The 19,993-nt window shown below is 69.5% G+C and carries 21 protein-coding genes; 13 read left to right on the top strand and 8 right to left on the bottom strand.

Annotated elements, in window-relative coordinates; genetic code table 11:
* Positions 1-33: 33 nt before the first annotated feature.
* Genes TU34_RS12735 through TU34_RS12715 form a run of 5 tightly spaced genes read right to left on the bottom strand, consistent with a single transcriptional unit; the run spans position 34 to position 5,507 of the window.
* Positions 34-777 (bottom strand): sirohydrochlorin chelatase, encoded by a 744-nt coding sequence (locus TU34_RS12735; protein ID WP_045823180.1) that lies wholly within the window; start codon positions 775-777, stop codon positions 34-36.
* A complete protein-coding gene (locus TU34_RS12730; RefSeq protein ID WP_045823179.1) occupies positions 774-2,108 on the bottom strand; it encodes a sulfate adenylyltransferase subunit 1 in 1,335 nt (444 codons plus the stop codon). Before TU34_RS12730 ends, TU34_RS12735 begins: the two co-directional genes overlap by 4 nt.
* Positions 2,108-3,076: a sulfate adenylyltransferase subunit CysD gene (gene cysD, locus TU34_RS12725; RefSeq protein ID WP_045823178.1), complete on the bottom strand. Its 969-nt coding sequence runs from the start codon at positions 3,074-3,076 to the stop codon at positions 2,108-2,110. Before cysD ends, TU34_RS12730 begins: the two co-directional genes overlap by 1 nt.
* Positions 3,073-3,804, bottom strand: a complete 732-nt coding sequence (locus TU34_RS12720; protein ID WP_045823177.1) for a phosphoadenylyl-sulfate reductase — start codon at positions 3,802-3,804, stop codon at positions 3,073-3,075. The genes cysD and TU34_RS12720 overlap by 4 nt, the downstream gene beginning before the upstream one ends.
* The gene (locus tag TU34_RS12715) at positions 3,801-5,507 is read right to left on the bottom strand and encodes a nitrite/sulfite reductase (RefSeq protein WP_082080222.1); all 1,707 of its coding nucleotides are present in this window, start codon (positions 5,505-5,507) and stop codon (positions 3,801-3,803) included. The genes TU34_RS12720 and TU34_RS12715 overlap by 4 nt, the downstream gene beginning before the upstream one ends.
* Before the next feature lie 401 nt (positions 5,508-5,908).
* Here TU34_RS12715 and hemW point away from each other — a divergent pair, with 401 nt between their 5' ends.
* Positions 5,909-7,141 (top strand): radical SAM family heme chaperone HemW, encoded by a 1,233-nt coding sequence (gene hemW / locus TU34_RS12710; RefSeq protein ID WP_045823344.1) that lies wholly within the window; start codon positions 5,909-5,911, stop codon positions 7,139-7,141.
* Here the strand turns inward: hemW and TU34_RS12705 are convergent.
* Positions 7,035-7,574 (bottom strand): type II toxin-antitoxin system VapB family antitoxin, encoded by a 540-nt coding sequence (locus TU34_RS12705; protein WP_045823175.1) that lies wholly within the window; start codon positions 7,572-7,574, stop codon positions 7,035-7,037. The two genes, hemW and TU34_RS12705, sit on opposite strands and share 107 nt — an antisense overlap.
* A 158-nt stretch (positions 7,575-7,732) precedes the next feature.
* Between TU34_RS12705 and hrcA the strand changes: the two genes are divergently transcribed.
* The 12 genes from hrcA to TU34_RS12645 all read left to right on the top strand — a co-directional run bounded on the left by hrcA (position 7,733) and on the right by TU34_RS12645 (position 19,142).
* Positions 7,733-8,767, top strand: a complete 1,035-nt coding sequence (gene hrcA, locus TU34_RS12700; protein WP_045823343.1) for a heat-inducible transcriptional repressor HrcA — start codon at positions 7,733-7,735, stop codon at positions 8,765-8,767.
* A 68-nt stretch (positions 8,768-8,835) separates the two neighbouring features.
* Entirely contained in the window at positions 8,836-9,987 is a 1,152-nt protein-coding gene (dnaJ, locus tag TU34_RS12695; RefSeq protein WP_045823174.1) for a molecular chaperone DnaJ, read from the top strand.
* Between the two features lie 27 nt (positions 9,988-10,014).
* Positions 10,015-10,770 (top strand): 16S rRNA (uracil(1498)-N(3))-methyltransferase, encoded by a 756-nt coding sequence (locus TU34_RS12690; protein WP_045823173.1) that lies wholly within the window; start codon positions 10,015-10,017, stop codon positions 10,768-10,770.
* Positions 10,767-11,573 (top strand): alpha/beta hydrolase family protein, encoded by an 807-nt coding sequence (locus TU34_RS12685; protein WP_045823342.1) that lies wholly within the window; start codon positions 10,767-10,769, stop codon positions 11,571-11,573. The genes TU34_RS12690 and TU34_RS12685 overlap by 4 nt, the downstream gene beginning before the upstream one ends.
* 224 nt (positions 11,574-11,797) lie before the next feature.
* A complete protein-coding gene (locus TU34_RS12680; RefSeq protein WP_082080220.1) occupies positions 11,798-12,793 on the top strand; it encodes a PhoH family protein in 996 nt (331 codons plus the stop codon).
* A 4-nt stretch (positions 12,794-12,797) separates the two neighbouring features.
* A complete protein-coding gene (gene ybeY / locus TU34_RS12675) occupies positions 12,798-13,370 on the top strand; it encodes an rRNA maturation RNase YbeY (protein WP_045823171.1) in 573 nt (190 codons plus the stop codon).
* Between the two features lie 5 nt (positions 13,371-13,375).
* Positions 13,376-14,728: a hemolysin family protein gene (locus tag TU34_RS12670; protein ID WP_045823170.1), complete on the top strand. Its 1,353-nt coding sequence runs from the start codon at positions 13,376-13,378 to the stop codon at positions 14,726-14,728.
* Positions 14,729-14,739: 11 nt separating this feature from the next.
* Positions 14,740-15,666 carry a GTPase Era gene (gene era / locus TU34_RS12665; protein WP_045823341.1) on the top strand — a complete coding sequence of 309 codons (927 nt, stop codon included), beginning with the start codon at positions 14,740-14,742 and terminating at the stop codon, positions 15,664-15,666.
* 4 nt (positions 15,667-15,670) lie between these two features.
* Positions 15,671-17,134: a YhgE/Pip domain-containing protein gene (locus tag TU34_RS12660; RefSeq protein ID WP_065973591.1), complete on the top strand. Its 1,464-nt coding sequence runs from the start codon at positions 15,671-15,673 to the stop codon at positions 17,132-17,134.
* Positions 17,135-17,138: 4 nt separating this feature from the next.
* Positions 17,139-17,933, top strand: a complete 795-nt coding sequence (gene recO, locus TU34_RS12655; RefSeq protein ID WP_045823169.1) for a DNA repair protein RecO — start codon at positions 17,139-17,141, stop codon at positions 17,931-17,933.
* Positions 17,899-18,726 (top strand): isoprenyl transferase, encoded by an 828-nt coding sequence (locus TU34_RS12650; RefSeq protein ID WP_045823168.1) that lies wholly within the window; start codon positions 17,899-17,901, stop codon positions 18,724-18,726. The genes recO and TU34_RS12650 overlap by 35 nt, the downstream gene beginning before the upstream one ends.
* The gene (locus tag TU34_RS12645; protein WP_238981275.1) at positions 18,723-19,142 is read left to right on the top strand and encodes a hypothetical protein; all 420 of its coding nucleotides are present in this window, start codon (positions 18,723-18,725) and stop codon (positions 19,140-19,142) included. Before TU34_RS12650 ends, TU34_RS12645 begins: the two co-directional genes overlap by 4 nt.
* A gap of 15 nt (positions 19,143-19,157) precedes the next feature.
* On the opposite strand, the gene TU34_RS12640 is transcribed toward TU34_RS12645, so the two are convergent.
* Both TU34_RS12640 and TU34_RS12635 read right to left on the bottom strand, forming a co-directional pair.
* Entirely contained in the window at positions 19,158-19,589 is a 432-nt protein-coding gene (locus tag TU34_RS12640) for a Fur family transcriptional regulator (RefSeq protein ID WP_045823167.1), read from the bottom strand.
* Complete coding sequence (locus TU34_RS12635; protein WP_045823166.1) at positions 19,586-19,918, bottom strand: ArsR/SmtB family transcription factor; 333 nt, start codon at positions 19,916-19,918, stop codon at positions 19,586-19,588. Before TU34_RS12635 ends, TU34_RS12640 begins: the two co-directional genes overlap by 4 nt.
* Positions 19,919-19,993: the final 75 nt, after the last annotated feature.

The raw sequence follows: 19,993 nt of genomic DNA, 5'->3' as shown, positions 1-19,993 counted from the left end.
AACCTGAGCGCAGCCCGAGTGTTCCGACCGGAATCAGCTGAGGCTTTGCCCAGGATTCCCGGTGGCCGCGGTGCGGTAGCGGTCGCAGATGGTGTCGATCAGTCCCGGATGCGCGCCGATCGGTTCGGCGATCGCGACACCGACCGTCAGGTCGGCCAGGGCCTTCTCGACCCGATCGGTGAGTGTTCCCGCAGACAGGAAGTACGGGCCCACCACGATCCGGCGGGCACCCGTCGCCTCGAGGCGATCGACGGCTTCGCGGAGGTACCGGGCCTCGGGACCCAGACGCGTGGCGAACAGTGGTTCGACACCGCGGCATGCGACACGCTCGGCGAGATCTGCCGCGACCGCGTGGAACTGGGCGTCGGCATCGCGATCGCGGCTCCCCACGGCGCACAGCACGACACCGTCGTCAGGTGCCAGACCCGCCGCGTGCAGTCGGTCGGCGAGCGCGGTGAGAAGTCGGGGGTCGGACCCCAGCGGCGGTGCCTGGGTGAACCTCACCTCCGGACGCCGACCGCGCTCGGCATCGAGCGCGGCGGGCAGATCGACGGTTGTGTGGAACGCGGCCGAGAACAACAACGGGACGACCACCACGTGCGGCCCGGCCACCTCCGCGAGCACCTCGGCCACCGATGGCTCGTCGAGATCGAGGAACCCCAGGTGGACGTCGGTCCCGGGCAGCGCCGCGCCGACGGCGTCGGTGACCTCGCGCGCGGTGACGGCGAAACGGGGGTCTCGACTGCCGTGCGCGGCGAGGACGAGCGCGTCGGTCACGCCAGGGCGGACAGGTGCAACGGTGCCAGTGCGTCGCCCACGAGGCCGGCGGCGAGGGTGTTGCCGCCCTGCGGATCGATCAGCAGGAAGCTGCCGGTCTCGCGGTTGACGAGATAGTCGTCGGCCGCGACCGGAGCGGCCGTCTGCACGGTGATCCGCCCGATCTGGTTGAGCTCGAGGCGTTCCGGGCTGTCGTGCACCGACAGATCCTGCTCGTCGAACAGCGCGTCGAGGGACCCGACGATCGCCGGCGTCGACAGTGTCCCGTGCTTGAGCAGCAGACGAGCGCCCGGCGCCAGCGGCTTGTCACCGAGCCAGCACACCGTCGCGGTGAACGACGAGATCGGTTCCGGCGCATCGGCGACCGCGGCGATGATGTCACCGCGCGAGATGTCGATGTCGTCGGCGAGCAGCACCGTGATGCTGCGACCGGTGTGGGCCGACTCGAGCGATCCGTCGGCGGTGTCGATTCCCGACACCGTGGTGCGGATGCCCGACGGCAGCACGACGACCTCGTCGCCGACGGCCACGCGACCCGCGGCGACCTGACCGGCGTATCCCCGGTAGTCGAGGTATTCGGCGGTGCGGGGACGGATGACGTACTGCACGGGGAACCGGAAGCCCACCGGCGCACGGTCGGCCACGTTCGGTACCGACTCGAGGTGCTCGATGAGGGTCGGGCCGCTGTAGAAGTCGGTCAGCGCCGACCGGTGGGCGACGTTGTCGCCACGCAGGGCCGAGACCGGGATGGCCTGCACGTCCGCCTCGTCCCATCCGAGGGTGCCGGTGAGTCGGGCGAACTCGGCGCTGATCTCGGCGAACACCGTGGCCGCGTCGTCGACGAGGTCGATCTTGTTGACCGCGAGCACGAGCCGCGGCACGCCGAGCAGCGCCATGACGGCGGCGTGGCGTCGCGTCTGGGCGACGACCCCGGTGCGCGCGTCGACCAGCAGGATCACCAGCTGTGCGGTCGACGCGCCCGACACGGTGTTGCGGGTGTACTGCACGTGACCAGGGGTGTCGGCGAGCACGAACGACCGTCGCGGCGTGGCGAAGTAGCGGTAGGCCACGTCGATGGTGATGCCCTGCTCGCGTTCGGCGCGGAGGCCGTCGACCAGCAGCGACAGGTCGGGGGTGTCGAGTCCCTTGTCCACCGAGGCGCGGGTGACCGCGTCGATCTGATCGGCCAGAACCGATTTGGTGTCGAACAGCAGGCGGCCGACGAGGGTCGACTTGCCGTCGTCGACGCTGCCCGCGGTCGCGATGCGCAGCAGATCGGAGTTCTCGACGCGCCCACCGGTGGTGTCGGCGGGGGAGGCGGTGGTGGTCATCAGAAGTAGCCCTCACGCTTTCGGTCTTCCATGGCCGCCTCGGAGACGCGGTCGTCGCCACGGGTGGCGCCGCGCTCGGTGAGCCGGGAGGCCGCGACCTCGGCGAGGACGGCGTCGTTGTCGGCGGCGTCGGAGAGCACCGCGCCGGTCGTGGAGCCGTCGCCGACGGTGCGGTACCGCACCGAGAGTCGTTGCAGCTCTTCGCCGTCGCGGGGACCGCCCCACGGCCCGGGGGTCATCCACATGCCGTCACGCTCGAAGACGTCACGCTCGTGCGCGTAGTAGATGCCGGGGAGCAGCACCTGCTCGCGGGCGATGTAGCGCCACACGTCGAGCTCTGTCCAGTTCGACAGCGGGAACACACGGACGTGCTCGCCGGGGGCGTGCTTGCCGTTGTAGAGGTTCCATAGCTCCGGTCGCTGGCGCTTGGGGTCCCACTGCCCGAAGGCGTTGCGCAGCGAGAAGATCCGCTCCTTGGCCCGCGACCGTTCCTCGTCGCGACGCCCGCCGCCGAACACCGCGTCGAAGCGGTGGTCGTTGATGGCGTCGAGCAGGGGGACGGTCTGCAGGGGGTTGCGGACGCCGTCGGCCCGCTCGGTCAGGCGGCCGTCGGCGAGGTAGTCCTCGACGCTCGCCACGTGCAGGCGCAGGTTGTGGCGCGCGACCACCTCGTCGCGGAACGCGAGGACCTCGGGAAGGTTGTGCCCGGTGTCGACGTGCAGCAGCGAGAACGGGACCGGGGCCGGCCAGAACGCCTTGATCGCCACGTGCAGCAGGACCGTCGAGTCCTTGCCGCCGGAGAACAGGATCACCGGACGCTCGAACTCGCCGGCGACCTCACGGAAAATGTGGATCGCCTCGGACTCCAGTGCGTCGAGGGTGCTGAACTGCTCCCCGTCGTGGAGCGACGGTGTCGTCGGAGTGCCGCCCAGCGACGGTGTCGTCGGTGTGCTCTGCTCGATGGTCATGAGGCGTGCAACCCACATTCGGTCTTGGAGCGGCCGGCCCAGCGGCCGCTGCGGGGATCGGAACCGGGCGCGGGTTTCGCCGTGCACGGCGCGCACCCGATCGACGGGTACCCCTCGTCGACGAGGGGGTTCACCAGCACGCCGCGCCGGTCGATGTAGTCCTGCATCTGCTCGTCGGTCCACGCCGCGATCGGGTTGATCTTCACCAGACCGAAGCCCTCGTCGAACGAGATCAGCGGCGCGTTCGCGCGGGTGGGTGACTCCACCCGTCGGATACCGGTCACCCAGGCGCTGTAGTTTGACAGCTGACGCTGCAGCGGGACCACCTTGCGCAACCGGCAGCATTCTCCCGGATCGGAGGCGAACAGGTTGCGCCCCAACAGCTCGTCCTGCTCGGCGACGGTCTGCTCGGGGGTGACGTTGACGATCTCGACGCCGTAGACCTGCTCGACGGCGTCACGGGTGCCGAGGGTCTCGGCGAAGTGGTAGCCGGTGTCGAGGAAGAGCACCTTGAGCTTCTCGTGATCGAGCGAGGCGGGATCGATCGCGTCGACGGCGAGGTCGACCAGCGCGGCGTCCTGCATGTTCGACGCGACCACGAAATCGGTGCCGAAGGTCTCGGCGGTCCAGCGCAACAGCTCCTCGGGGGTCGCGTCGGGCCCGAGGTCACGGGCGCCGGACTCGGCGAGTTCGCGCAGATGCGCCTCGATGCGTACGGCAGTACTCATCGCAGATCCTCCTCCTGGGCCCGAAGGGTCCACTCCGCGAAGCGTTCCCCCTCCGAGCGGTGTTTGACGAAATTGCGCACCACACGGTCGACGTAGTCACCGAGCTCACCGGTGGGGACCTTGTGCTGACGGACCTTGCGGCCGAAACCCGCGTCCTGGCCGAGACTTCCGCCCAGGTGGACCTGGAAACCCTCGACGTGGTCGCCCTTGTCGTCCTCGATCAACATGCCCTTGAAGCCGATGTCGGCGATCTGGGCACGCGCGCACGAGTTGGGGCAGCCGTTGATGTTGATCGTGATGGGGACATCGAGCTGGGCGTCGATGTCGGCGAGCCGCTCCTCGAGCTCCGGCACGAGTTTCTGGGAACGCTTGCGGGTCTCGGTGAACGACAGCTTGCAGAACTCGATGCCCGAGCAGGCGATGAGGTTGCGGCGCCAGCGCGACGGCCGTCCGTCGAGGCCATGGGCGGCCAGCTCCTCGATGAGCCCGTCGACGTGCTCGTCGGCGACGTCGAGGACGACGAGCTTCTGGTACGGGGTGAAACGGATACGGTCGGAACCGATCCGGGCCGCGGCGTCGGCGACCGCGGTCAGCGTCGAGCCCGAGACGCGTCCGGCGATGGCCGCGAACCCGACGGCGTTGAGCCCGTTCTTGAGTCGCTGCACGCCGACGTGGTCGCGCGGGGCGGTCAGCGGCGCGGGGGCGGGTCCGTCGATCAGCTTCCGGCCGAGGTACTCGTCCTCGAGGACCTGGCGGAACTTCTCCATGCCCCAGTCCTTGAGCAGGAACTTCAGGCGTGCCTTGGCGCGCAGACGCCGGTACCCGTAGTCGCGGAACAGCGAGACGACGCCCTGCCACACGTCGGGCACCTCGTCGAGCGGGATCCAGGCACCGACCCGTTGGGCCAGCATCGGATTCGTCGACAGTCCGCCACCGACCCAGAGGTCGAGACCAGGACCGTGCTCGGGGTGCTCGACCCCGATGAACGCGATGTCGTTGATCTCGTGGGCGACGTCCTGCAGGCCCGAGATGGCGGTCTTGAACTTGCGCGGGAGGTTCGAGTAGGCGGGGTCGCCGATGTAGCGCCGGACGATCTCGTCGATCGCCTCGGTGGGGTCGAGCACCTCGTCGATCGCCTCACCGGCGAGCGGGGACCCGAGCACGACACGCGGGCAGTCTCCGCAGGCCTCGGTGGTCTGCAGGCCGACGGCCTCGAGGCGGTTCCAGATGGTGGGGACGTCCTCGATGCGGATCCAGTGGTACTGGACGTTCTCGCGGTCGGAGAGGTCGGCGGTGTCGCGGGCGAACTCGGTGGAGATCTCACCGATGGTGCGCAGCTGCTCGGCGGACAGGGCGCCCTTGTCGCAGCGCACCCGCATCATGAAATGGCTGTCCTCGAGCAGGTCGAGGTTCTCGTCGCCGGTCCACGTGCCGTCGTAGCCCTGCGCGCGTTGCGTGTAGAGACCCCACCAGCGGAAACGCCCGCGCAGGTCGCTCTTGTCGATCGACTCGAACCCGCGCAGCGCGTAGATGTTCTCGATGCGGGCGCGGACGTTGAGCGGGTTGTCGTCCTTCTTGGACTGCTCGTTGGCGTTCAGCGGCTCGCGGTACCCGAGCTTCCACTGGCCCTCGGCGCGACGTTTGACGGGACGGGCACGCCGCGCGGGCGCGTCGGGTCCGGTGGCGGGGGGTGTCGGGGTCATCGAGTGGCTCCTGGAAATGGTCGCGGTGCTCCGCTCGACATGCGAGCACCCACGGGGTGGCGGGTCACGGAGGACCCATCGACGTTTCGCGTGGCTCGGCGCAGGAGGCGATCGGGTGAGATCGCGGACAGACTGCGGGCGTGACGCGTCAGGGGAGACAGAAAGCGCTGCACACGCGCTTGAGATCGATGTGGCGCCGCTCGGCCAGCCACACCCCGGGGAAGATCACGGTCGCCATAGTGCCACGGCCCTCCTCACGGCGTCTACTTGGGACTATTTGGATTCACGGTGAGCGCAACTCGAGATGCTCGACCGATCGGCACAGCGGTGTCCTCTGTGCCAACGCCATGCGTGATGCCGGTCATTCCCCGCCGGAGAGGGATGATGGGGACGTGGCCGTGATGACGAGGGACGAGACGGGCGCGACGAGAGGCGAGTCGGGGGCGCACGACCTGGTCGTCCCCGCCTGCGATCCGGCGACGCCGCTGGGTCTCTACATCCACGTCCCGTTCTGTGCGACACGCTGCGGGTACTGCGATTTCAACACCTACACCGCCGGTGAACTGGGATCGGACTCCTCGCCGGACACCTGGCATGCCGCCATCGCGACCGAGCTCGCGCTCGCTGCGGCCGCGATGACCCCCGCCCGACCGGTCTCGACGGTGTTCGTCGGCGGCGGGACGCCGTCGCTGCTGGGCGCAGCCGGACTGGCGTCGGTGCTCGACGCCGTCCGCGATCACTTCGACCTCTCACCCGGCGCGGAGGTCACCACGGAGTCCAACCCCGAGTCGACGTCGCCGCGGTTCTTCGACGGGTTGCTCACCGCCGGGTTCACCCGGGTGTCCCTCGGGATGCAGTCGGCCGCACCGCATGTGCTGGCCACGTTGGATCGGGTGCACACACCGGGCCGTGCAGTCGACGCAGCGCGCGAGGCGGCCGCGGCGGGCTTCGCCCATGTCAATCTCGATGTGATCTACGGCACGCCGGGGGAGTCCGACGCCGATCTCGACGCGACCCTCGACGCGGTGCTCGCCGCCGGGGTCGATCACGTGTCGGCCTACGCCCTGATCGTCGAGGACGGCACGGCGATGGCCCGACGCGTCCGGCGCGGCGAGCTGCCCGCACCAGACGACGACGTGCTCGCCGACCGCTACGAGGCCATCGACGCCCGACTCCACGCCGCCGGAATGGAGTGGTACGAGGTGTCGAACTGGGCGCGGGCCGGCGATCCGCAGGCGCGGTGTCGCCACAACATCGGCTACTGGGACAGCGCCGACTGGTGGGGCATCGGTCCCGGCGCACACTCGCACGTCGGCGGGGTGCGGTGGTCGACGGTGAGACATCCGGGGCGCCACGCGTCGACGCTGGCGGCCGGTCGGCTGCCGGTGGCCGCGGTCGAGGTGCTCGACGAGACCGAGAAGCACACCGAGCGCGTGATGCTCGCGATCCGTCGCGACTCAGGATTGCCCCTGTCCGAACTCGACGCCGCCGAGCGGGCACGGGTCCTCGAGACCGTCGAGGCGGGACTCACCGTGCTCGTGAGCGATCGGCTCGGGGGCGATCGGGTGGTGCTGTCCAACCGTGGGCGTCTGCTCGCGGACGGGGTGGTCCGTCAGGTGCTGACGGACCCATAGCCGGGTCGGTGGGGGCGTCGACGGACCCGGTGTCGGCCGGCGCGGCGAGGATGGGCGCCGTGGTCGCGGTGGCGTCCACGGGTTCGCCGTCGGCGGTGCGCGCGGGTGGTGCGGTCTCGGTCACCGCGTCCATCCTGAGGGCGTCGAGATCGAGCAGCCGGGCGTGGATGACGTGGCGGTTGCGCAACGCCGAGCGCACCGCGCGGTGCAGCCCGTCCTCGAGGTACATCTCGCCCTGCCACCGCACGGCGTGGGCGAACAGGTCGCCATAGAACGTGCTGTCCTCCGACAACAACTTGTCCAGCGCGAGGGCCGTGGTGACCGTCGTGAGCTGGTCGAGGCGGAACTGTCTCGGCGGGATCTGTGCCCAGTCACGCATCGACAGCCCGTGGTCGGGATACGGCTTGCCGTTGCGTACGCCCTTGAAGATCACGCCACCACCGTAGGCGTCGCGAGGACCGTTCGGGCGGGTCGGTCACCGGGAGCTGTTTCCTCCGTAAACTGGACTCCCGGCCACACCGTGGTCGACGGACACGACCGCGACCCACCACCGCAGACCACGGGTCTGCACGAGTCATGGAGGTGATCACCTTGTCCAGCACCGACGAACGCCGTTTCGAGGTCCTGCGCGCGATCGTCACCGACTACGTGGCGACCCAGGAGCCGATCGGCTCGAAGGCCCTCGTGGAGCGACACCACCTCGGGGTGTCGAGCGCGACGATCCGCAACGACATGGCCGTGCTCGAGGCCGAGGGGTACATCGCCCAACCGCACACCAGCTCCGGTCGGGTGCCGACGGACAAGGGCTATCGCCTCTTCGTCGACCGGATCTCGGAGGTCAAACCGCTCTCGAGCGTGGAGCGACGCGCCATCCTGAGCTTCCTCGACACCGGCGTCGACCTCGACGACGTGCTGCGACGGTCGGTGCGGTTGCTGGCCCAGCTCACTCGACAGGTCGCGGTGATCCAGTACCCGGTGCTGTCCACGGCGACGGTCCGTCACCTCGAGGTGGTCGCCTTGACCCCGTCGCGTCTGCTGCTGGTGGTGATCACCGACACCGGTCGCGTCGAGCAACGGATGGTCGACGTCCCCGAGGACATCGGTGACGAGGAGATCGTGCGCCTGCGCGACATGTTCTCCGCGGCGTTGCACGGTCAACGACTCGAGGTCGCGTCCCACGCGGTCGCCGAACTGGCGAACTCTGCGCCCGACGATCTGCGTCAGGCCGTGATCCGGATGGCCTCGGTGCTCGTGGAGACCCTCGTCGAACGTTCCGACGACCGCCTCGTGCTCGGCGGGACCTCGAACCTGGCCCGCTCGGCGGCCGACTTCACCCCGGTCCAGGGGTCGATGGACTCGGTCCTCGAGGCGCTCGAGGAACAGGTGGTCGTCCTCAAACTGCTCGCGGCGACCCAGCTGCCCGGCACGGTCACCGTGCAGATCGGCGAGGAGACGAACACCGCCAACCTGCGTGGCGCCGCCGTCGTGTCCACGGGGTACGGTGCCTCGGGCACCGTTTTCGGTGGTCTGGGGGTTCTGGGCCCCACACGCATGGACTACCCGGGAACCATTGCGTCGGTCGCCGCCGTTGCCAGATATGTCGGTGAGGTCCTCGCCGAGCGCTGACTCGCTCGGCGACGGGACCGCGAGACCACCCGAAGAACGATTCGAACGAGTGAAGGACACCGCTGCGCGTGGCACGTGACTACTACGGGACCCTGGGCGTCGCCCCGGGTTCCAGTGATTCCGAGATCAAGCGCGCCTACCGGAAGTTGGCGCGCGAACTGCACCCCGACGTCAACCCCGACGAGGCCGCCCAGCAGCGGTTCGCCGAGGTGTCGACCGCGTACGAGGTCTTGTCGGATCCGGAGAAGCGTCGCATCGTCGACGCCGGCGGGGACCCGCTCGCCACCGCCGGTTCCGGCGGTGGGTTCGGTGGGGGCTTCGGGGGCGGTGGCCTCGGCGACGTGTTCGAGGCGTTCTTCGGCGCCGGCGCCGGTGGCGGTGGTCGCGGCCCCCGCGGTCGGGTGCAGCCCGGCTCGGACGCACTGCTGCGGATGCAGCTCGATCTCGACGAGTGTGCCGCCGGTGTGAGCAAAGAGGTCACCGTCGACACCGCCGTGCTGTGCGACGTGTGCAAGGGCTCCGGTGGCCACGACGGCAGCAAGCCGGTGAACTGCGACACCTGCAAGGGCGCCGGCGAGATCCAGTCGGTGCAGCGGTCGTTCCTCGGCCAGGTCATGACCTCGCGGCCGTGTCCCACCTGTGGCGGCACCGGCCAGACCATCCCCGACCCGTGCCGCAAGTGCGCGGGCGACGGGCGTGTCCGCTCGCGTCGGACCATGACGGTGAAGATCCCCGCCGGCGTCGGCGAGGGGATGCGGGTGCGTCTGCAGGGTCAGGGCGAGGTCGGCCCCGGCGGCGGCCCCGCCGGTGACCTCTACGTCGAGGTCGTCCAGAAGCCCCACGACGTCTTCGTCCGTGACGGTGATGACCTCCACTGCACCGTCAAGGTCCCCATGGTCGACGCCGCACTCGGCGCCAGCCTCGACATCGACACCGTCCTGGGCGGGACGGCGACGGTCACGGTCGAGCCGGGCACCCAGCCCGGACAGGTCACGCGCATCAAGGGCCAGGGCATGCCGCACCTGCACACCGGGGTGCGGGGCTCGGTGCACGTCCACCTCGACGTGGTGGTCCCGACCCGTCTCGACCACAAGCAGACCCAGAAGCTCAAGCAGTACAGAGAGGTCGCGACGCACGAGCATCTCGAACTCGTCGACTCGCAGTCAGCCACCAACGGGGGCCTGTTCTCCCGCCTCCGCAACGCCTTCGCGGGTCGCTGACCCGCCGCCGATGACACCGCGCCGACGATGACGCCGCCGCTGTTCTGGATCGACGAGGTCCCGGCCGTCGGCGCACTCGCCGACCTCACCGGGACCGAGGGTCACCATGCGGTGACCGTCACCCGGATCGTCGCCGGCGACCGCATCACCGTCGGTGACGGCGCCGGTACGGTCGCCGACTGCGAGGTGGTCGCCACCCTCGCCAAGGATCGCCTGCGCCTCACCGCGCTCGACCGCCGAGAGGTGCCGCGGCCGTCGCCGCTGGTGACCCTGGTGCAGGCGCTGCCGAAGTCGGATCGCTCCGAGCTCGCGGTCGAACTGGCCACCGAGGCGGGCGTCGACCGGGTGGTGGCGTGGCAGAGCGCGCGCTGCGTGAGCCGTTGGGTGGGGCCCCGGGAGGAGAAGGGCCTGCGGAAATGGCGCTCGGCGGCCGCGACCGCGGCCAAGCAGAGTCGGCGTGCGCACATCCCCGAGATCACCGGTGTCGCGCACACCGTCGACATCCGCGCGATCATCAGTGGGTCCATCGAATCCGGAGGAGTCGCTGTGGTCCTGCACGAGGGTGCTGTCGAGTCGTTGACCGCCGTCGGTGTCGCCGACGCGAGCGAGGTGATCGTGATCGTGGGGCCCGAGGGCGGGATCGACCCATCTGAGCTCGACGATTTCACCGCGCTCGGTGCTCGGTCGGTGCGGATGGGACCCGAGGTGCTGCGCACCTCGACTGCGGGCACCGTCGCCCTGGGTGCGATCGGTGCGATGTCGAGCCGGTGGGAGCGGTCGTGAACGGCGTACGGTCCACCGCTGCCGAGCGCGTCAAGATCGCCTACGGCGATCGCAACTCGCAGTTCGGACACCTGCACCTCCCGACGGTCGCGCCGGTCGCCGCCGGCGAGGACCCGCCCCGGGTCCCGGTCGTGGTGATGGTGCACGGCGGCTACTGGTCGACCGATTTCGAACTCGTGGTCCAGACGCCCGTCGCGCGCGATCTCGCCGCCCGCGGTGCGATCGTGTGGAACATCGAGTACCGGCGGGTCGGCGAACCCGACGGCGGTTGGCCGCGAACGGGTTACGACGTCGTCAACGCCATCCGTGCGCTCGACGGGCCGGTGCGCGCAGCCCTGCCCGCCGACCTCGCGACCCGGGCCGATTTCGGGCGGGTCTCGGTGATCGGTCATTCCGCGGGTGGCCAGCTCGCGCTCTGGGCGGCGGCCCGGCTGCAGGCCCGCACCGATCGATCGACCATCAGCACCGTCGTCGTGCAGGCGCCCGCCTCCGACCTCGTGCGTGCCGGCACCGACGGGCACGCCGCGCTCGCGGCGTTCATCGGTGCCGAGTACGCCGCCACCCCTCACCGGTATCGCGACGCCTCACCGGCGCACCTGTCGCCGTTCCCCGCCCACGTCGCGGTGGTGCAGGGAGAACTCGACACCTCGGTGCCCCTGGAGATGTCGATGGCCTACGTGGACGGGGCGCGACGGGCGGGTCAGTCGGTCGAACTGGTCACCGTCGGCGGTGAGGGGCACGACTCCTTCATGGATCCGGCGAGCCGCTGCCACCGCGAGACGCTGCGACGCCTGGGCATCTGACGTGCCCCTTCCCGGCGACGGGGATCGGTGCACGCGAGATGCGCGGACGAAATATCGACGCGAGATCCCACGTTCATCAGCGATAGAGTGAAGCAGCGCATGCCGCACCCCGACCGAGCCGTACCCGCGGTTCGCCGACGAGATGAGAGTTCCACTACGTGACCGATGCCCACACAGCCGGGAATGGTCCCCGCGCAGCCGCCGGACCGTCGGCGGAATCCAGTATGGAGGTGGCACCGGACGTCGTCATGGGGCTGCTCGGTACCGGTGACCGTAATCTGCGGGAGCTGGAGAAGCTCCTCGCGGCCGACGTCCACGTCCGCGGCAACCGGATCACCCTGCACGGTGCCCCGGCCGACGTCGCGACCGCCGAACGTGTCATCGCCGAACTGGTGTCGGTGGTGCGCCGCGGTACGGCGCTGAGCCCGGACCTGGTCCGACAGAGCGTGTCGATGCTCACCGACGGTTCGGGGGAGTCGCCGGCGGAGGTCCTGAGCCTCGACATCATCTCCCGGCGCGGTAAGTCGATCCGCCCGAAGACGGTGAACCAGAAGCGCTACGTCGACGCCATCGACGTCAACACGATCGTCTTCGGCATGGGTCCCGCCGGTACCGGCAAGACCTACCTCGCGATGGCGAAGGCCGTGCAGGCCCTGCAGACGAAGTCGGTCAGCCGGATCATCCTGACCCGTCCCGCGGTGGAGGCGGGCGAACGCCTCGGCTTTCTGCCCGGCACGCTGCACGACAAGATCGACCCGTATCTGCGACCCCTGCACGATGCGTTGCACGACATGATGGATCCCGACGCGATCCCCAAGCTCATGGCGGCCGGGGTCATCGAGGTCGCGCCGCTGGCCTACATGCGCGGCCGCACCCTCAACGACGCGTTCATCATCCTCGACGAGGCCCAGAACACGACCGGCGAGCAGATGAAGATGTTCCTCACCCGCCTCGGCTTCGGGTCGAAGGTCGTGGTGACCGGAGACGTCACCCAGGTCGACCTGCCCGGCGGCGCCGAGAGCGGGCTGCGCGCCGCCAGTCGCATCCTCACCGACATCGACGACATCCACTTCGCGACGCTGACCAGCGCCGACGTCGTCCGACACCGCCTCGTCGCCGACATCGTCGACGCCTACGGTCGTTTCGAGGCGAACCAGGACATCGCACCCGGCGCCAACCGCGCGGGGCGTCGCGCCGCGGGCAACGGTCGGCGGTCGTGACCCGATGAGCATCGAGGTCTCCAACGAGTCGGGCGTCGAGGTCCCCGAGCGGATGCTCGTCGACGTCGCCGAGTACGCGCTCGGCCAGATGGATGTGCATCCCGGCGCCGAGCTGTCGATGGTGCTCGTCGACAACGAGACGATGGCAGAACTGCACCTGCGGTGGATGGACCTGCCCGGCCCGACCGACGTGATGAGTTTCCCGATGGACGAGCTGACCCCCGGCGGTCGTCCCGACACCCCCGATCCCGGACCGGCCATGCTCGGCGACATCGTGCTGTGCCCGGAGTTCGCGGCGGTGCAGGCGGCCACCGCGCGCCACCCCGTCGAACACGAGCTGGCGGTCCTCACCGTCCACGGCGTGCTGCATCTCCTCGGGTACGACCACGCCGAACCCGACGAGGAGAAGGAGATGTTCGGCATCCAGGGCCGCATCATCGACGAGTGGTACGCCGATCGGCGCGCCGCCGATCGCGCGCGGGCGCAGGCGGCCAAGGACGCCACCCTGCTCAACCGCATAGGTTTCACCTCTGCTCACACTCCCGAGCGCGAGTCCACCGACCGCAAGGAGCTCTGAGGGCCGTGCCCACCGACGTGTGGCTCCTGCTGCTCGCCCTGGCCCTGATCCCGCTCGGCGGTCTGTTCGCGGCGATCGACGCCGCCCTGCTGACCGTCTCGGTGGCCCGGGTCGACGACATGATCCGCGAGGGCCGCGGCGGCTCGACCCGACTGCGCGCCGTCCTCGTCGACCGCGCCACCTACGTGGGTCTGACCACCCTGATGCGCATCGTCTGCGAGATCGCCGCGACCACGCTCGTGGCGGTGCTCGCCGCCGAACAGCTCAGTCGCGTGTGGGCCATCGTCACCGTCGTGCTGGCGATGTCGGTCGTCAGCTACGTGATGGTCGGTGTCGGACCTCGGACCCTCGGCCGCCAGAACGCCTACTCGATCGCCCTGCCGTCGGCGGTGGTCCTGCAGGCCATCGGGTTCCTGCTCCGGCCGGTCACACGGTTGCTGATCCTGCTCGGCAACGCGATCACCCCCGGTAAGGGATTCCGCAACGGGCCGTTCGCCACCGAGGTCGAACTCCGCGAACTCGTCGACATGGCCGAGGCGCGTGGCGTCGTCGACGCCGGCGAACGACGGATGATTCAGTCGGTCTTCGATCTCGGTGACACCTGCGCGCGGGAGGTGATGGTGCCCCGGCCGGAGATGATCTGGATCGAGTCGGACAAGACGGTGGCGCAGGCGATGAGCCTCGCGACCCGTTCCGGTCACTCGCGCATCCCGGTGATCGGCGAGAACCCCGACGACATCCTCGGCGTCGTCTATCTGAAGGATCTGGTCGAGCGCTCCATCCGGGCCGACCGGTCCGACCCGCCGGTGGCGGTGGCCGAGGCGATGCGCCCCGCGGAGTTCATCCCCGATTCCAAGCCGCTCGACCGCGTTCTCGCCGACATGCAGCGCATCCGCAACCACATGGCGCTGCTCGTCGACGAATACGGCGGCATCGCCGGACTGGTCACCATCGAGGACGTCCTCGAGGAGATCGTGGGGGAGATCAACGACGAGTACGACACCGACGAGCTGTCGCCGATCGACGACCTGGGTGACGGCCGGTACCGGGTGTCGTCGCGGCTGCCGGTGGAGGATCTCGGTGAACTGTTCGACATCGAGATCGACGCCGACGACGTCGACACCGTCAGCGGCCTGGTCGGTCTCGCGCTCGGTCGCGTCCCTCTGCCGGGGGCACGGGTCACCTCGCACGGTCTGATCCTGCTCGCCGAGGGTGGACCCAACCGGCAGGGCCGGCTGCGCATCACCTCGGTGGTCGTCGAACGCGAACACCGACCCGACGACGACGCCGTCGAGTCGACCGGGGACGATGTCGAGGCGACGGGCGGACGCTCGCGCTCGTCGGAAGGGGTGTCGTGACCACATCGTCGATGGGGACGCGTGACGACGCCGATTTCCGTTCGGGTTTCCTGTGTTTCGTCGGACGCCCCAACACCGGGAAATCGACGCTCACCAATGCCCTCGTCGGCGAGAAGATCGCCATCACGTCCAATCGCCCACAGACGACCCGCCACACCATCCGCGGGATCGTCAATCGTCCCGACGCGCAGCTGATCCTGGTTGACACCCCCGGACTGCACCGACCCCGCACGCTGCTGGGGCAGCGTCTCAACGACCTGGTGCGCGACACCTACTCCGAGGTCGACGTCATCGGCCTGTGCATCCCGGCCGACGAGACCATCGGTCCGGGTGACCGCTGGATCGTCGAGCAGATCCGCCAGGTCGCACCGAAGACGCCGCTGCTGGGTGTCGTGACCAAGATCGATCGCGTCACCCCCGACCGGGTCGGCATGCAACTGCTGGCGCTGTCGAAGCTGCTCGGGCCCGAGGGCGAGGTCGTGCCGGTGTCGGCGAAGTCGGGGCAGCAACTCGACATCCTCACCGACGTGATCGTCTCCATGATGGAACCCGGTCCGGCGTTCTATCCCGACGGGGAACTGACCGACGAACCCGAGCTGGTCCTGATGGCCGAGTTCATTCGCGAGGCGGCGTTGGAGGGTGTGCGCGACGAGCTGCCACACTCGCTCGCCGTCGTCATCGAGGAGGTCATCGAGCGCGAGCCGACCCGCGACGACCGCCCCCCGATGGTCGACGTCCACGCGACGCTGTTCGTCGAGCGGGACAGCCAGAAGGGGATCGTCATCGGTCACAAGGGTTCTCGTCTGAAAGACGTCGGCACCACCGCCCGGGGACAGATCGAACGGCTGCTCGGTACCCGCGTCTACCTCGACATCCACGTGAAGGTCGCCAAGGACTGGCAGCGCGACCCCCGACAGCTCCGCAAGATGGGCTTCTAGACCGGTGTCCGGCGCGCACGAGAAGCCCGAACCCACCCAGCCCGACCCCACCGGGTCCGATCGCACCGAGCCCGACGTCGCCGCTACCGCGCCCGAGACGGCGGCGCCCGACGGCGGGTCGACGCACGCGGTGCGCGCGCTGCTGGCCACCCCGCGGTTCTGGGTCGCACCGATCGCCGCCGTCGTGGGCATCATGTGTCTGCTCGCCGCGATGTACATGGGCGCCATCGTCAACCCGGAGAAAAATCTTCACGAGTTCTCCGTCGACCTCGTCGTGGAGGACACCGGCGCCTCCCAGGGCCCCGACGCGCCGCGTGCACAGTTCGGCAGCCAGGTCGCCGAGGGCATCGTCGACGGCACGAAGGGCACCGGCCTGTCGTTGCGCACCACCGACCGCGGGACCGCGCTCGACCGGTTGGCCTCGGCGCAGACCTACGGCGTGATCGTCATCCCCGCCGACTTCTCCCAGTCGGCCATCGATCTCGCGGGGTCGGTCGTGGGCCGCGACACGCCGTCGCCGCCCACCATCGAGGTGCTCACCAACCGGCGGTCGGGGACGTTCGCCTCGTCGATCCTCACCACCGCGGTCGACCGCATCAAGACGTCGGTGAACCAACAGTTCGGCGCTCAGCTCACCAAGACGGTCCGAGACCGGTTGGCGCAGAACGACGTCCCGTTCGTGGGGTTGGCGTCGTACGCGTTCTCCGCGCCGGTGGTGTTCTCGGTGTCGGATGCACAACCGCTCCCGGGCGGCGCGGCGAACGGGTTGTCGGCGTTCTACTTCACCATCCTGCTGGTGCTCGCCGGGTTCACCGGCGCGCTCATCGTGCATTCGCTCGTCGACGGGATGCTCGGGGCGATCCCCATCGAGATCGGGCCGCTGTACCGACTGCGCAGGCGACTGCCCATCTCGCGCCGCGGCACGCTCGTCGTGAAGTGGTGGATCATGTTTCTCATCGCGATGGTGCAGTCGGCGCTCTACATCGCGGTGTGTGCCGCGGTCGGGATGGACAACCCCGCGCCGTTCACGCTGTGGATGTACTCGACGCTCGCCGTCACCGCGGTCGGGGTCACCGCGTCGTCGGTCATGGCGCTGTTCGGCACACCCGGCATGATCGTCAACCTCGTCTTCTTCGTGATCCTCGGCTTGCCCTCCTCGGGTGGCGCGGTGCCGCTGGAGGCCAGTCCGCGGATCTTCGCGTGGCTCGCCGAGATCGAACCGATGCGCCAGATCTATCTCGGGGTCCGGTCGATCCTCTACTTCAACGGCGACTTCGCCGCCGGGCTCGGGCACTCCCTGGTCGCCACCCTCGTCGGGCTCGCGATCGGCCTCATCCTGGGATCGGTGGTCGTGCGGGTCTACGACGCGAAGGGGTGGCAGCGCGCTCCGCGCGCCGACGACGTCTCCTCCGTTGCCGCCGGAGGAGTGTCGGTGGCGGCGGGGGAGTCGCCGACGGTGCGAGAATGACCGGGTGAGGCTGTATCGGGATCAGGCGGTGGTCGTGCGCCAGCACAAGCTGGGCGAGGCCGATCGCATCGTCACGCTCCTGACGCATCAGCACGGTCTCGTCCGCGCGGTCGCCAAGGGTGTCCGACGCACCCGGTCGAAGTTCGGGGCCCGGCTCGAACCGTTCGCCCACGTCGACGTGCTGCTCTACCCCGGGCGCAACCTCGACGTGGTGACGCAGGTGGAGAGCATCGACGCGTTCGCGTCGTCCATCGTCGCCGACTACGGGCGCTACACCAGCGCGTGCGCGGTGCTCGAGACCGCCGAGCGCCTCGCCGGGGAGGAGCGCGCACCCGCAGACCGGTTGCACAAACTCACCGTCGGTGGGTTGCGTGCGATCGCCGACGCCGTCCGCCCGCGCGACCTCGTCCTCGACGCCTTCCTGTTGCGGGCCATGGATTTCGCGGGGTGGATGCCCGCGCTCGACACCTGCGCGAGGTGTGGTGCGCCGGGCCCGCACCGTGCGTTCCATGTCGCCGCGGGCGGGGCGGTGTGCCTGCACTGCCGGCCCGCGGGGTCGGCGACGCCGTCACCGGGCGTGATGGACCTCATGGACGACCTCTACCGTGGACGCTGGGAGCACACCGTCGACGTCAACGACTCGCTGCGCCGACAGGCCAGTGGCCTGACCGCGGCGCACCTGCAGTGGCATCTCGAGCGTCAGCTGCGCACGCTGCCGTTGATCGAGCGCGAGGCGCCGCACCGACTGGGAGAGGACAACCGTGATGGCTCTGCGTCGCCCCGCGAAGCGGTCCGCTGAACCGGTCGCCGACCGGGTGATCCGTCCACCCGACCCGCATCCGTCCGGAGCGCGACCGCCGCTGCTGCAGACCGAGCTCATCCCGCGCCATGTCGCGCTGGTGATGGACGGCAACGGTCGGTGGGCCACCGACCGCGGACTGCCGAGGACCGAGGGCCACAAGCGCGGCGAGGCCGTGCTGATGGACTCGGTGTGCGGGTGCATCGAACTCGGCGTCACGTGGCTCTCGGCGTACGCCTTCTCCACCGAGAACTGGTCCCGCAGCCCCGAGGAGGTGCGCTTCCTCATGGGCTTCAACCGCGACGTGATCCGGCGTCGTCGCGACGAGATGCACGAGATGGGCGTCCGGGTCCGATGGGCCGGTCGTCGACCTCGGCTGTGGGCCAGCGTGATCCGCGAACTCGAGGTCGCCGAGGAGATGACGAAGGACAACACCGTCATGAACCTGACGATGTGCGTCAACTACGGAGGACGTGCCGAGATCGCCGACGCCGCACGCGAGATAGCGCGCCGGGTGGCCGCAGGGCAACTCGACCCCGAGCGCATCGACGAGAAGACCGTGGCCCGTCACCTCGACGAGCCGGACATGCCCGACGTCGACCTGTTCCTGCGGCCATCGGGGGAGCAACGCATCTCGAACTTCCTGCTGTGGCAGTCGGCGTACGCCGAGATGGTGTACCAGGACAAGCTGTTCCCCGATTTCGACCGCCGCGATCTCTGGGCCGCCTGCATCGAATACGCCTCGCGCGACCGCAGATTCGGCGGCGTACGCGAGGCCGGGGACCCGGCGTGAGTGACACCGCGTCGACACCCGTACCCGCCGTCGCGCTGATGGACCGTGCCGCGGTCCTCATCGCGGCGATCGGCGCGGTCGACCACGTGACGGGGGAGACGTCGATGACCGTCGCGTTCGAGGGCACGCGCGCCGCGGTGCAGTCGATGACGCTGTCGGAGGGACTCGACGTCCTGTCGGTGACCCAGGTGCTGGCATGGGATCTGCCGAACACCGACGCCCTGCGCGACGACATCGAGCGACTCTCGGCGCAGATGAGTTTCGGCGCCATCAAACGCGCCTCGACCGATGTGACCACCGATGTGTTGGCGCACTACACCTTTCCCGCGGGCACCCTCTCCGACGCGGCGCTGCTGACCATGGTGCATCTCGTGCTCTCCACCGGAACCGAACTCTCGGCCGCCCTCACCGCCTGACCGTCGATCGGGCGGTCAGGGGGTACTGCGACAGTCCGGGCAGCGCCCGAAGATCTCGACGGTGTGGCTGACGTCGGTGTAGCCGTGACTCGCCGCGATCGTGGCGGCCCATTCCTCGACCGGGTCGGCCTGCACCTCGATCGTGGTCCCACACACCCGACACACCAGGTGGTGATGGTGGCCGGCCGAGCAGCGCCGGTAGCGGGACTCGCCGGAATCGGTACGCAGCACGTCGATCTCACCCGCGTCGGCCAACGCCTGCAGGTTGCGGTACACGGTGGTCAGACCGATGGACTCACCGTCGGCCTTGAGGCTGTCGTGGAGCTCCTGCGCCGACCGGAACTCGTCGACGGTGGTGAGTAACGACGCGATCGCATGGCGCTGTCGGGTGGACCGGACGCCGGTCACCGGCGGTGCGGCCTCGGCCTCGGTGTCGTGGGCGCTCATTCGCCGTGTTCGGTGGCGTGTGCGACCGCGTCGGTGACGATGTGCGACAGGTGGTCGTCGACGAGGCGGTAGAGGATCTCGCGTCCGTTGCGTTCGCCGTGGACCACGCCGGCGGCCTTCAGGACCCGCAGGTGCTGGCTGATGAGCGGCTGGGTGACACCGAGATGGCCGACGAGTTCGTGGACGCATTGCTCGCGCTCGAGCAGTTGCAACACGATGGCGATCCGTACCGGCGCGGCCAACGCGCGCAACAGCTCACCGGCCGCCTCGAGCGCGGCGCGATCGGCCCGCACCCCGCCGGTCGCGACCTCGCCGGAGTTCTCCACCATGGCCTACCTCTCTCGTGGTCGCAGGCGTCGTGGGACACCGCGGGCTTAATTGCAATCATTTTCATATGCGCCGTC

The organism is Williamsia herbipolensis, assembly GCF_000964005.1.
Taxonomy (GTDB): domain Bacteria; phylum Actinomycetota; class Actinomycetes; order Mycobacteriales; family Mycobacteriaceae; genus Williamsia_A; species Williamsia_A herbipolensis.
This window is presented reverse-complemented; position numbering and strand designations above follow the sequence as displayed.